The sequence below is a fragment of the Pseudomonas asgharzadehiana genome (assembly GCF_019139815.1).
Taxonomy (GTDB): Bacteria; Pseudomonadota; Gammaproteobacteria; order Pseudomonadales; family Pseudomonadaceae; genus Aquipseudomonas; species Aquipseudomonas asgharzadehiana.
Map to the genome: position 1 here is coordinate 2,359,014 of NZ_CP077079.1, position 12,475 is coordinate 2,371,488.

At 49.3% G+C, this 12,475-nt stretch carries 10 protein-coding genes; 8 read left to right on the top strand and 2 right to left on the bottom strand.

Annotated features, from left to right (window positions below; translation table 11 throughout):
* Positions 1–4: 4 nt before the first annotated feature.
* Positions 5–808, bottom strand: a complete 804-nt coding sequence (locus tag KSS96_RS11035; RefSeq protein WP_217856205.1) for a 3-hydroxyacyl-CoA dehydrogenase family protein — start codon at positions 806–808, stop codon at positions 5–7.
* Between the two features lie 68 nt (positions 809–876).
* Between KSS96_RS11035 and KSS96_RS11040 the strand changes: the two genes are divergently transcribed.
* Both KSS96_RS11040 and KSS96_RS11045 read left to right on the top strand, forming a co-directional pair.
* Positions 877–2,079 carry an AraC family transcriptional regulator gene (locus KSS96_RS11040; protein WP_225913322.1) on the top strand — a complete coding sequence of 401 codons (1,203 nt, stop codon included), beginning with the start codon at positions 877–879 and terminating at the stop codon, positions 2,077–2,079.
* Positions 2,080–2,168: 89 nt separating this feature from the next.
* Positions 2,169–3,611 (top strand): aldehyde dehydrogenase family protein, encoded by a 1,443-nt coding sequence (locus tag KSS96_RS11045; protein ID WP_217856207.1) that lies wholly within the window; start codon positions 2,169–2,171, stop codon positions 3,609–3,611.
* Positions 3,612–3,667: 56 nt separating this feature from the next.
* Here KSS96_RS11045 and KSS96_RS11050 read toward each other — a convergent pair whose 3' ends face one another.
* Entirely contained in the window at positions 3,668–4,711 is a 1,044-nt protein-coding gene (locus KSS96_RS11050) for an AraC family transcriptional regulator (RefSeq protein ID WP_217856209.1), read from the bottom strand.
* Positions 4,712–4,930: 219 nt separating this feature from the next.
* On the opposite strand from KSS96_RS11050, the gene KSS96_RS11055 reads away from it, so the two are divergent.
* From KSS96_RS11055 to KSS96_RS11080, 6 genes are all read left to right on the top strand, one after another.
* Positions 4,931–6,373, top strand: a complete 1,443-nt coding sequence (locus KSS96_RS11055) for a malonyl-CoA decarboxylase (protein ID WP_217856211.1) — start codon at positions 4,931–4,933, stop codon at positions 6,371–6,373.
* Between the two features lie 2 nt (positions 6,374–6,375).
* Positions 6,376–6,918 (top strand): isochorismatase family protein, encoded by a 543-nt coding sequence (locus KSS96_RS11060; RefSeq protein WP_217856213.1) that lies wholly within the window; start codon positions 6,376–6,378, stop codon positions 6,916–6,918.
* A gap of 33 nt (positions 6,919–6,951) precedes the next feature.
* Positions 6,952–7,800, top strand: coding sequence for a 3-hydroxybutyryl-CoA dehydrogenase (locus KSS96_RS11065; protein WP_217856215.1), 849 nt, complete (start codon positions 6,952–6,954; stop codon positions 7,798–7,800).
* A gap of 159 nt (positions 7,801–7,959) precedes the next feature.
* Positions 7,960–8,739: an enoyl-CoA hydratase gene (locus tag KSS96_RS11070; protein WP_217856217.1), complete on the top strand. Its 780-nt coding sequence runs from the start codon at positions 7,960–7,962 to the stop codon at positions 8,737–8,739.
* Between the two features lie 477 nt (positions 8,740–9,216).
* Positions 9,217–10,578, top strand: coding sequence for a DUF1329 domain-containing protein (locus KSS96_RS11075; RefSeq protein ID WP_217856218.1), 1,362 nt, complete (start codon positions 9,217–9,219; stop codon positions 10,576–10,578).
* 20 nt (positions 10,579–10,598) lie between these two features.
* Positions 10,599–12,452: a DUF1302 domain-containing protein gene (locus tag KSS96_RS11080; RefSeq protein ID WP_225913323.1), complete on the top strand. Its 1,854-nt coding sequence runs from the start codon at positions 10,599–10,601 to the stop codon at positions 12,450–12,452.
* Positions 12,453–12,475 lie beyond the last annotated feature (23 nt).

Genomic DNA, 12,475 nt, shown 5'->3' on the forward strand with positions numbered 1-12,475 from the left:
CGGGTCAATAAGTTGCCGACGATGAATTTATTAGTTTTTTCAGTAAAGGTGGGCAGGCAAACCATTGTTTGCCATGATTACCCAACGTGTGTTGATAGTGATCTATTTTATCTAAAATAAACTCTGAGCCTAGTAGTGTTGCACTTTGCATCGGGGTTTTATGCTGTAATGGTAAATTAAACTCTTGAGAAAATACGAGATCAACGTCCTGAAAGGAGATGCCTGGAAGTTCTTGTGTCAATTTTGCACCTTCGATTATTAGAGTTATCAAGAGGCGCTCCATGATTTCCTGCTCGGCAATGTGAGGCCGATAGTTGATGTTTGTTTCGTGGGCAAGCATCGCTGCTATTAATGAGAGCTCTGGGTCTGGTTGTTTTGATGAGTTTTCGTACAGATAAAACCCTCTCCCAGATTTTTTTCCATACCTGCCTAAAATAAATAGTTCTTTTCCAAGTGCAAAGTAATTAGGATTATTCATTTGCAGCTTGCGATTTTTTATGCGCTCCCAAAAAAACACATCTATTCCGTAGTGATCATTCGATGCCAATATTCCCATATTGAATTTCGAAATCCCCACGAGATTATCAACATCCGCAGGTCTTGCGCCCTCCAATACTAAACGATGGGCTTCTCGATTTAAAGATTCAAACAGGCCTTGCATGATATAGGTACGATGACGGATCGGGTTTGGAGTGGCTGAACCCGGTATTTCGATAAAATTGTCTTCAGACTGATCTGGCTTAGAGAGTCTGCTCGATGGCAGTTCGATATTTCTAAGCATAAAATCTACAGGTAGTAGGTCATTCATTATTGGCTGCTTAATGTATTGTGAGTTTTATATTGGCGTGCGAGTACTAGTTCTAATGATGTTAAGCGATGCCAGGACGAGCGCCAAGCTTCTATTGCTTGTTTGGCTCGTTCTGCACAACTGCTGGCCTACTGAGCAAATTTCTATCGCTTTATCACCCTAAGATTGAGCTTCCAATAAAAATTGAGATTTTCCTGGACGCAATCCAGGCAGGTCAATCAGTTAATCAATGCTTGAGTGAGGCATATATGACTTTACATCATTGCCATACCATATACGCCGAAAACTTTTTCACACAGCACGCCGAGTTATTTTCCCCCTATTTGACCGCCGTAGGACTCAGTAGAGAAATTTTGCATTCGCCTGGGTACGAGATCCCTTTATCTCAGTATGTCGCTTTATGGGAAATACTGGGGAAGGAAATCTCACCCAATATCGGGCTTCAAGTTGGCCTGCTTACCAACTGCCATGGGTGGGGGGTTTGGGGGCATGCGGTCCGGAGTGCGCCGACGATGCAACTGGTCCTGCATTGTTTAAGTCATTTCATAGGGGTGCTCACTCAAGGAGTTCGACTAGATATCACCAAGTCCGACAAGTTTATTGGTATCGGTTACCAAGTTGTCGATCCTCTAATAATTCAACGCAGGCAGGATTCTGAGTTTTCGATCGCTTCTGGGCTCAGCCTGATACGTGAGGTTACTGGCTGTCCTGACCTGTTGCCGATTCGTGTAGAGTTTGAGCATAGCGCCTCCGGGGATTTGAACATCTACAGAGAAATATTTAATTGCCCGGTACTTTTCAATCGTCCCGAGAATCGCTTGTTTTTTTCGACCAGCTTGCTGGAAATGCCGGTGCGAACTGCCGATATTCGCCTGTTCCAAGCGTTAGAAGTATTCCTGGAGCAACGGCGGGTAATGAGAACTGGCCCTAACGATTTACTTAATGGCCTCTTGCGCCACGTCGCTGATAGCCTGAGTAGCGGATGCCCAAGCATCGAACAAATCGCCGCCTCCATGAATATGGGGGTGCGGACCCTGCAACGACGTTTGGCTGATCATGATCTGGATTTTAGTCATCTTGTTGAAGCGGTCCGTCGGTCTCTAGCAGAAAATTATGTATCTTGCTCCACCCATAGCATAACCGAAATCGCACTTTTGCTCGGTTACACCGAGGCTAGCTCCTTCAGTCGCGCGTTCCGACGGTGGATGCAGCTAACACCTCAACAATACAGGCAGCAGGTACAGGTGAAGCCTTCACTGATTGGCGCATGATGTCGTCATTTTAGTCATGCGCGGACAAGCCTATCCGTCGTGGTTTCGGTAGCTTTTACCTGAGCTATGTACTACTTCGGAGAGTGAAGATGTTTCTGCAAAGTAAAAATCGTAATAGATTTTTTATCAGCGGTGCGTGGGTTAGTCCACAGGGCCAGCAGCAGTATCACAATGTTATCAACCCTGCCGATGGCCAGGTTTCTGGGTCGGTTTCATTTGGTTCAGCGGCTGATGTGGATTTAGCTATACAGGCAGCCTTTGACGCGTTCCCTGAGTACTCCACTACCACTGTGGAGTTTCGTATAGCGCTCCTGGAGCGAATCTGTGCAGTTTATGAGCGGCGTTCAGATGAGCTAGCCGAGGCGATTACCATTGAGATGGGGGCGCCTTTTCATCAATTGTCCCGCCCGCTCCAGGCCTCGGTTGGGCTCTGGCATTTTCAAGCGGCATTGGCAGCACTTAAAGATTTCAGTTTCGAAACTCAACGTGGGTCGACGCTCATCACCAAAGAACCTATAGGCGTGTGCTCTTTGATTACGCCTTGGAACTGGCCGATGAATCAGACTGTATGCAAAGTCGCACCAGCGCTGGCTGTGGGCTGCACTATGGTGCTGAAGCCAAGTCAGAATGCTCCCTATTCGGCTCTGATATTAGCCGAAATCATGGAGGAGGCGGGCGTTCCCGCCGGTGTGTTCAATTTGGTAAACGGTGAGGGACGAAAACTGGGACAACAATTAGCATCACATCCACTGGTCGATATGGTGTCATTAACAGGATCCACCCAAGCCGGAGCGAGTCTTACCATTGCCGGCGCAGATACCGTAAAAAGAATGTCACTAGAGTTGGGCGGTAAATCTGCAAACATTATTCTGCCTGACGCTGATTTAGAGCAAGCAGTTAGACACGGAGTTCTACACATGATGTCTAACTCCGGTCAGTCGTGTACAGCTCCGTCTCGAATGCTTGTCCCTCATGCTCTACTTGAGAAGGTCGAGGAAATTATCACGACAGTGTGCTCGGAGATCAAAGTGGGTGATCCGATGGACCCTGAAACCACGATGGGTCCAATGGCGAACGAGCGCCAGTACAATTTAGTACGGGAGTTGATCCAGGTGGGTATCGATGAGGGCGCAAAGCTCTTAGTCGGAGGGATCGAAAATCCAGTAAAGGACAATGCGGGCTTTTACATATCTCCAACCGTATTTACTCAGGTGGACAATACAATGCGAATTGCACGGGAGGAAATTTTTGGCCCTGTGTTAGTCGTCATTGGTTATGATAGCGAAGAGGAAGCTATTTCTATCGCTAATGATTCGATATATGGTCTTTCTGGTTATGTTCATTCATCGAGTCCAGCGCGTGCTAAGGCTGTTGCGAAACGCATGCGCACGGGGATGGTTCATCTATGCGGCGCGCCGATTGATATTAATGCTCCTTTTGGTGGTTATAAACAATCGGGGAATGGGCGGGAGTGGGGCGCCTCGGGTTTAGATGAGTTTTTAGAAACAAAGTCGATAATGGGCGCACTATAGTAAATGGGGTGATTGCTTCTTATTTGAGCAATCACCCCTTGTTGTCTGAGGGGCAATTAGATATTTCGATTTCGATAAGCGCCAGGACTAACTTGCATCCAGCCTCGGAACGCACGACAAAAAGCAGCGGTGTTCTCAAAGCCTACAAGGGCGGAAACACCATCTATTGAAATTCTGGATTGTGTGAGTAATTGAACGGCGAGGTCGCGGCGTAAATTGTCTCGGACAATTCTGAATGTAGTTCCTTCAGCATGTAGTCTGCGAGTCAAAGTGCGAACCGAAAGCCCTAATACATTGGAAACCTCTTCAACATCACCTGATGGAATTTCCGAAGTTGCCAGGTATTGCCTCACTTTAGTGCTCAACAAGCCCGTGTTGACAGTATTGAATGCCCAGTCTTCCGGCGCGCGTCGTAGGAACGCCCAAAGCTCAACGCGAGTCCGGCGAAAACTTCGCAGGCCGAGTGTTGAATCAAACCAGATTGCACTGAATTCTGCGCCGAAATTTACAGGTCCTGGATACAAAAAAGCGTAGTCGCTGGAATGATCCGGCTTTGGAAAAGCAAACTGAATATTCTCAATGTCTATGCTTGTGTCTAGCAACCAGCTAATAATTCCGTGAAAAAGTTTTATCATTAGTTCGTGACCCAGGATATTGACTTCGCACGCTCCCGTTCGAGGTTTGAGAACGACGCCGATCCTGGTTTGGTCGCGGACAAGCATTAACTGATAGTCATCTAACAGTAAATTCCAAAAGCGTGTGAATCGGTTGAGCGCTATGGAGATATTGGCTGCATCCAACAAGTTCAACATCATGTATTTTAACGTTCCACTGCGGATCGGACGGGACCATAATCCGAGCATTTCGTCGTCCAACAGAATGACATTCTCTTTGTACGCTGCTATGAATTGAGCGCGGCTGATTCTCAACTCTGGTTGATAGAGACAAGCATCAGGAATGTTAGATTTTCGAATAATATTCAGCACTGCCGCATCGCCGTGAGTCGCTTTGGTTTTCCGTAGCATGGCTTCTAGAAAGTGTCCAGAAATCGTCAGTGCGGTTTCGGAGAGTGTGGAGCGGCTTAAAAAATGTGGATGCATTACTGACATTCCTCTTGGCGGAAAATGAGGCGTATCAAAGACGCTCTAATCTTGGCGTATTCTGCATAATTTCTGGCCTGCAATGCAAAATAAATATGACTCATCACTTTAGACTCGACGTAAGCATGCAGCGCGGCATTTGCGAATGATGGTGAGCTTCGCTTCAGTCGGATTCGTCAATAGATCTGTGCGTTTTTCTTAAGAGTTGAGGGCTAGTTAATGAATTCTGCTATCAAACTTCCCAGTATGCACAGAAAAAGTCGTTCAATACTTCAGCTTTTCAAGCAGTTGGTTGGTAAACGCATCACCAATGCCTCGTGCGACCCGCTCGGGCCTCCTGATTGGGAGTTGCTTGGACTTTTACTGCACGAAACAGCCTCTGAAAATGGAAGTGAAGCCAAGTCCCGCGCCAACGTAGGGCGCATACTGGATTTCTATCGCCGTTGCTCGGTCGAAGATCGAAAGCGTTTTATGTCTTTATTGAACGAATCATTCGATGTGGATGAAAAGGGTGTTCGTAAATCGATAGACGCTTATTTGAATTCTTCTGACAGTCGCTCAAGGTCGGCTACCGTCGGTAGTTTGTTGAAAAGCCTGGAAAGCCCGCGCTGCCGTATCTTGCGCCAGTTCAACCTTCTTCCACAGGGCGTTCAAGAATTAGTGGACATGCGGGCTGAACTGCTCCGCGTGCAGGAAAACGGGGACCTGGCGGGCATGGATCAGGATATGTTACGCCTGTTCACGGGCTGGTTCGATTCCGGATTTCTAGAGCTTAAGAGCATCGGCTGGAATTCACCTGCCTCTTTGCTTGAGAAATTGATCCGATATGAGGCTGTCCACGAGATTACATCTTGGGGAGATTTGCGTAACCGGGTTGATTCCGATCGTAGATGTTATGCCTTTTTTCACGCTCGGATGCCTGACGAGCCATTGATCTTTGTAGAAGTTGCCCTGGTACGAGGTATCGCGGAAAACGTTCAAGCGTTACTTGACGAAAATTCGCCTACGTTGGATCCACATTTAGCCGACACCGCGATTTTTTATTCCATTTCCAATGCGCAGGATGGACTGCGCGGCGTGAGTATGGGTGAGTTTTTGATCAAACGTGTGGTAGAGCAATTACTGCATGAGTTTTCCAATTTAAAAACGTTTTCTACACTATCCCCAGTTCCTGGATTCTCCCGTTGGTTAAATAGAGTACTGGAACTCCCGGATCAGCTGCCGAATAATTTGCGTGAGTTTTTTTTAAATAACAAAGCAGATATCCCAGCAGCAATTCGCGATCAGCTTGGCTCGACAGCAAGCAATACCGCAGCGTTGACCAGTCAATTAAAAGATTGGCTTAAAAGTGAAGTTTCATATTTTCTCACAAAAGAAAAGAAAAATGGAGCGCCTGTCGATCCGGTGGCGAAATTTCATTTTTCCAATGGTGCGAGTTTAGGACAAATAAATTGGTTGGCAGATAATTCAAAAGCGGGTCTTCGGCAATCTTACGGATTGATGGTTAATTATTTTTATAAGCCTGATGAAATCGACTTGAATTGCCAGGTCTATGCCGAAAGCGGTGAACTGCCTGTGAGCTCTGAAGTGGGTAAGTTGGTGACGAGGGCGCAATCGCGGCGTGGTGGTTCCGGTGGCACGAAAAATAAAACGGAGAAATGACCTTGAAGATTGATAGAGCTAAAGTGGCGCTGCTAGTTATAGATATGCAACCCAAGGTGTTGCGACTAGTACCGGATCACCAGAAAATCCTTCAGAACTGTCAGTGGTTGCTAGGGTTGTGTGAAGATCTTGAGATCGCCGTACGATTTTCCGCGCACTATTCCAACGGCTTGGGTCCTATTTCAGATGATCTGTTGGCGTGCTCGCAGAAACCTACGATTATAAATAAAAAGTACTTTTCTTGCGTTGAAGAAGGTGGGGACACCGCTAGAGAATTCGGTTTGCAAGAACAATGGATTCTGTGCGGGATTGAAACACACGCATGCGTGATGCTGACTGCATTGGACCTCGTCGCTGCTGGAAAACAGGTTTTCGTGGTGATCGACGCTGTTGGTTCACGAGCGGAAATCGACAAGTCGGCGGCATTAAGTCGATTACTAACTGCGGGCGTAATTCTGGTTACAAGAGAGATGGTTCTATTTGAATTGCTGCGATGCGCTGGAACTGAAGAGTTCAAAGCATGCAGTAAAAAATATTTGAAGTAAATCTTTAACTTATTGTTGTCTTGAGGAGTTCATATGAATATGCAAAAAATCGGTGTTCTTGGCGCGGGTACCATGGGCAGCGGGATCAGTCAGGTTTTCGCAATCAATGGATACAACGTCACACTCATTGACATCTCGGCTGCCGCGCTTGACCGAGCGATGGATGCCGTAGACAAAAGTCTGTCGCGCCTGCTCAGTAAGGAAAAAATTACCGGTCAACAGAAGTCGGATGCTTTGTCCAGGATTCGAACCGGTGTCAATCTCTCGGACCTGGCTGATTGCGACGTGGTGATTGAGGCCGCGACGGAAAACCTTGAATTGAAGTTGCAACTGATGGCTCAGCTAGACGCCATTGTTCGGCCGGAAGCAATCCTGGCATCTAATACATCATCGATCTCTATTACCCGATTGGCTGCAGCCACTACGCGACCTGAACGAGTGGTGGGATTGCACTTTTTTAATCCCGTTCCTGTCATGGCTCTTGTTGAAGTTATCCGCGGCCTTCAGACAAGCGAATCCGCGTTTGATTCGATGGAGGCATTAGCCAAGGCGGTAGGTAAGACGCCGGTCAAAGTAAAAAATAGCGCCGGCTTTGTTGTAAATCGCTTGCTTTGCCCAATGCTCAACGAAGCTGTGTTCGCCTTGAGCGAAAATCTTGCATCGGCGTCGGAAATTGATGAGGCCATGAAAATGGGTGCTAACCATCCTATTGGCCCGCTGGCACTGTGCGACATGATTGGTCTTGATGTTCAATTAGCCGTGATGCAAGTTCTATTCGAATCCTTCAAAGACTCCAAATATCGCCCAGCCCCACTTCTCGTGGAAATGGTAGAGGCGGGCTATCTCGGACGTAAGACAGGCCGTGGCTTTTACCAATATTAATTGATGTCCGCCTAACCATAAATTCAGCGCGAGCTTCTGGTCACGGTAAGCTGATTAGCCTATTAACGTGTTCACGGGTTTGTGTGACGCGTGGTTGATCAGCAGTCCGTAGTCTCGCGCTGAATGATGACCCAACTGTACATTTCGGGGAATTAAAAATTGAACAGTCATGGCACTGTCGTCGTTGAGGTTCATGGGCGTGTAGGATTGATTAAAATCAATCGGCCTGATGTTCATAATGCGTTGAATGATGAGGTTATGGACGGGATTTCTGATGCGATCGACTTGTTCGAGACCGATGAGGAAATAGGTTGCATCGTTCTCACAGGCAGCGATAAAGCCTTTGCGGCTGGCGCTGACGTCCAAGCGATGAAGTCATTCGATTATATGCGTGCCTATAAGACTGATTTTGTCTCCCGTAATTGGGAACGAGTGGGTAAGTCTCGAAAACCGGTAATAGGCGCAGTGGCGGGTTTTGCCCTCGGGGGCGGGTGTGAGCTTGCAATGATGTGCGACATCATCATTGCTGCCGAGAACGCAAAATTTGGTCAACCCGAAGTTCGGCTTGGAATTTTACCGGGGGCAGGGGGCACGCAACGGTTAACTCGTGCCCTTGGCAAAGCTAAAGCCATGGATTTGTGTCTCACGGCCCGGACGATGGATGCTTTTGAAGCGGAAAAATCCGGTCTTGTAGCACGTGTAGTGCCTGTTGAGCGTCTTCTGGATGAAGCATTAAGCGCGGCCCAGGCTATCGCTGGCTTCTCGCTCCCTGTCACGATGATGATTAAAGAGTCTGTTAATCGTGCATTCGAAAGCAGTCTTGCGGAAGGTCTGTTGTTCGAGCGGCGCCTTTTTCATTCTGCCTTCGCTTTAGAAGACCAAAAAGAAGGGATGGGCGCGTTTCTTGACAAGAGGAAAGCGATATTTAAGCACCGATAATCACAAGTATCGGTTTGCTGAGGCGCCGCCGCTGGTTGTAGCGACGGCGTTTATGTTTAAGAGGAAAACGTATCGACGCTGCCAAAGCTCTCACGTCTAATCTCCAATTCCCCAATCTGCGTCATTGCCGAAAATCTCGGTTCACTCCTACCGTATGAAATCGATTGTCACTTGATGTCAACGACTCTGTCATCGCGTGGCAAGCAGCTGCCTCCAATTGTGAATATTTTGCTTGCTAGGTGAGCAGTAACTTAAACGCATCTGTTGATTGAGTGATTTAAGGGCATACGAGCTACCTGATTCAACGCGATATGAAAAGTGTCGGTGTCGGTGTCGATGTCCCGGAACGGATTTCTGTCGGTTTCTTCGTCAGAACAACGGTGTCGCTTCGTATTCGTGCATCCAGAGCTTGACCGGTTTCCCGTCAGTTCAAAGCCATGCTTCTGGCCAATTACAAAAAAAACTCAGGAGAGCTACATGAAAACCCTCACTTTCTCATTGCTGAGCGGTGCGTTCTGCGCTGCGCTTGGCGCCGTTAGTTTACAAGCGTCTGGGGCCGTTGATGTTGGCAAGCTCGGAGGCGACCTTACCCCGGTTGGTGCGCAGAGGGCAGGCAGTGCCGATGGCACTATTCCAGCGTGGGACGGGGGGCTTACCAAGGCGCCTGCGGGTTGGTCACCAGGTCATGGCGATCCATACGCTGCCGACAAGCCGCTCTATTCGATTGATGCTGGTAACGTGGCGCAGTATCAATCGAAACTACCAGCCGGTCAGGTAGAGTTGATCAAGATGTACCCCGGCTATCGTCTAGATGTGTACCCCACCCGACGCAGTTGTGCTATCCCAGCTGAAGTCGCACAACGTACCAAGGAGTTTTCCGGGCAGGGCAAGATCGGTGCGGACGGTTGGCGCCTGGAGCAGGCAGTTGGCGCTACGGTGCCGTTTCCAGTGCCACAGAGTGGCATCGAGGTGATGTGGAATTACAAACTTCGCTACATGGCAAAAGGGCGTCGCGCTCAGATCTCTTACTTGGCACGGGATACTGCAGGTGCGTTGTCTGAGGTCAAACAATGGGCCTATGAGTATTACCCTTACAATGATCCTTCGGTCAAAGGCCCAGCTGACACCGGCGACATTGAAGCCAAACTACTGTACGACATTCTGACTCCATCGTCTCGCGCGGGTGAGATGTATCTGGTCCATGGCTACCTCGATAAACCACAGGACGCCTGGATTTATTTTCCCGGTCAGCGTCGCGTGCGACGTGCGCCATCCTTCGCCTATGACAACCCGATCGCGGGTGGCGACGGTCTGTATTTTGTCGATCAGATCAACATGTTCACTGGAGCCCTTGATCGTTACGACTTTAAACTTATCGGCAAGAAAGAGATCGTCGTGCCTTACAACTCCTACAAGTTGGTGGATAAGGCCAACAAGTATCAGAATCTGATTGGGCAGGACTACCTTAAACGCGACGCGCAGCGCTACGAGATGCATCGCGTATGGGTAGTCGAAGCGACGGTGAAGGCAGACAAGCGACACTCCTTTTCCAAGCGGGTGTTCTTCATCGACGAGGACAGCTGGACATTGCTGCATGTCGATATGTATGACGCCAAGGGCAATCTCTGGCGTGTGCAGGAAGGCAGTATTTGGGCGGACCCGGGCATTCAGGCCTGCACTAGTTTCGAGTACGTCAGTTACGACCTTGTCGCTCGTCGATATATCGCAGACGGTTTCACCCAGGAAGGCGAGGTACTTGACTTGACCGCCGGTATGGAAGGGCGCGTCACCGACAAGATGTTCAATTCAAACGAACTGCGCCGTCGCGGCGAGCGTTAATTCTCTCGGAGTTCACCCAAATGTATAAAAATAAAAAAAGCGGTGCGATGGTGCCGCAGGGTTTTCCGTACGCCTGCAGCACACTGACTCTTGGGGTTTTGACGGTATCGACGCTGATGTGGGCGCAACCGAGCCACGCGTTCCGCTTCGGTTCTGAAGAGGGCATATCAGGTAGCTTCGACTCCACCCTGAGCTACGGATTTGCCACTCGCATGCAGTCACCGGACTGCAAACTCCTAGGAGGCGATAGTGGTGGTTGCAGTAACGGTACCAGCACCGGGCTCGGTAAGTACTACAACTTGACCAAGGGCAACGGGTACGCCAACGCCGATATCAACTACACCAATTCCGATGACGGTAATCTCAACTACAACAAGCATGATGTTTTTTCTGAGGTGCTGAAGGGAACTCATGAGCTGAGTCTGCAATTTGGCGATGGCTGGAGTGCTCTGGGCCGAGTTGCGTGGGCCAAGGACTTCAAGATGGACAACACTCGGCGCACCCATCTGGACGATGAAGCTGAACGTGATGCCACTGAGCGTCTCGATCTTCTCGACCTGTGGGTGGCCAAGAGCTTCGATCTTGGCGATATGCCCTCCAAGGTCAAGGTGGGTAACCAGGTGATCAGTTGGGGGGAGGAAATCTTTATAACCGGTGGCATCAACCAGATTAACGCCCTCAGCTTGCCCAAATACCACACACCCGGAACGCAATTGAAGGAAGTATTCATCCCGGCTCCGATGGCATCCTTCAACGTGGGGCTTACAGATACCTTGAATCTGGAGGCCTACTATCAGTTCAAATGGAACGCCTATGGTCTGGATCCGGTAGGAACCTATTATTCTGGTGCCGACGTGGTGGGTGAAGGTCGACGACCTATTTACTATTCCACTGACTACGTCGACAGCTTTTCAGGCGCTGGTACCTGTAGTGCGAGCACGCCAACCGGTCGATGTGGTGAGCCGTTGATCAGCGGCCTGAATAACGCAGCGTTGGTCGCCAACGGGCTCGCTGTCCCTTACGGCGGCGAACGCAAGCCTGATAATGGCGGCCAATATGGTGTGGCACTGCGCTGGACGGCGGAGGAGATCGGGACGGAATTCGGCTTCTACTACGAGCGCTATCACGACAAGCTCCCGTTCATTGGCTACACCGCTGTAGCTAACCCTGATGCCTTGCGTACGGATAACTTCTTCGTCAACTATGGAGAAGATAAAGACTTGTTTGGCCTGTCCATGTCCACCATGGTTGGCCCGGTGGCTGTCGCAGGAGAAGTGTCATTCCGACCCAACGACAGTGTCGGCATCGACCCGACGGTTCCATTCGGTCGGGCTTTCACCGGCTCATTTAACAAGTACAGCGTATACGACACCGGTGTACATAATGGTTACGTCGAAGAGAAGAAGTGGCAGGTTGATGTTAACGCCATCTACACCTTCGCCGCTAACGATCCGCTCGGTTTCATTCCCAGCAGTCTTGGTGCATCTGACGGATTTATCCTGGCTGAGGCAGCAGTTACCTACTACCCGGATCTCGACACCTCTGGCGAAACTCCCTACTTTCTGCCGGACTACTCACTTCCAGACAAAACTTCCTGGGGCTATATCGCGGAGATCGGCATCAATTATCCCAATCTCTTTGGGAGCGGCATAACTGTCACGCCACAGCTTGACTTCAGTCATGACGTTAACGGGACTACGCCGAACGCATTGCCCTTTATAGAAGGTCGTAAGTCGCTGACCAGTTCTTTACTGTTCAACTACCGCGATCGCTGGAAGGGGGGCCTCCAATGGGTGCAGTACTGGGGCGGTGGCGGCAACAATCTGATGGCTGATCGCGACTTCCTCAGCGGCAACGTTTCCTACTCGTTCTGAGCCCATGCCCCCTTCATTGGAGG

Excerpts from the sequence above, each read along its gene's own strand:
- KSS96_RS11035 (WP_217856205.1), bottom strand. The coding sequence starts at position 808 with ATGAATGACCTACTACCTGTAGATTTTATGCTTAGAAATATCGAACTG.
- KSS96_RS11040 (WP_225913322.1), top strand. The coding sequence starts at position 877 with ATGCCAGGACGAGCGCCAAGCTTCTATTGCTTGTTTGGCTCGTTCTGC.
- KSS96_RS11045 (WP_217856207.1), top strand. The coding sequence starts at position 2,169 with ATGTTTCTGCAAAGTAAAAATCGTAATAGATTTTTTATCAGCGGTGCG.
- KSS96_RS11050 (WP_217856209.1), bottom strand. The coding sequence starts at position 4,711 with ATGCATCCACATTTTTTAAGCCGCTCCACACTCTCCGAAACCGCACTG.
- KSS96_RS11055 (WP_217856211.1), top strand. The coding sequence starts at position 4,931 with ATGAATTCTGCTATCAAACTTCCCAGTATGCACAGAAAAAGTCGTTCA.
- KSS96_RS11065 (WP_217856215.1), top strand. The coding sequence starts at position 6,952 with ATGAATATGCAAAAAATCGGTGTTCTTGGCGCGGGTACCATGGGCAGC.
- KSS96_RS11075 (WP_217856218.1), top strand. The coding sequence starts at position 9,217 with ATGAAAACCCTCACTTTCTCATTGCTGAGCGGTGCGTTCTGCGCTGCG.
- KSS96_RS11080 (WP_225913323.1), top strand. The coding sequence starts at position 10,599 with ATGTATAAAAATAAAAAAAGCGGTGCGATGGTGCCGCAGGGTTTTCCG.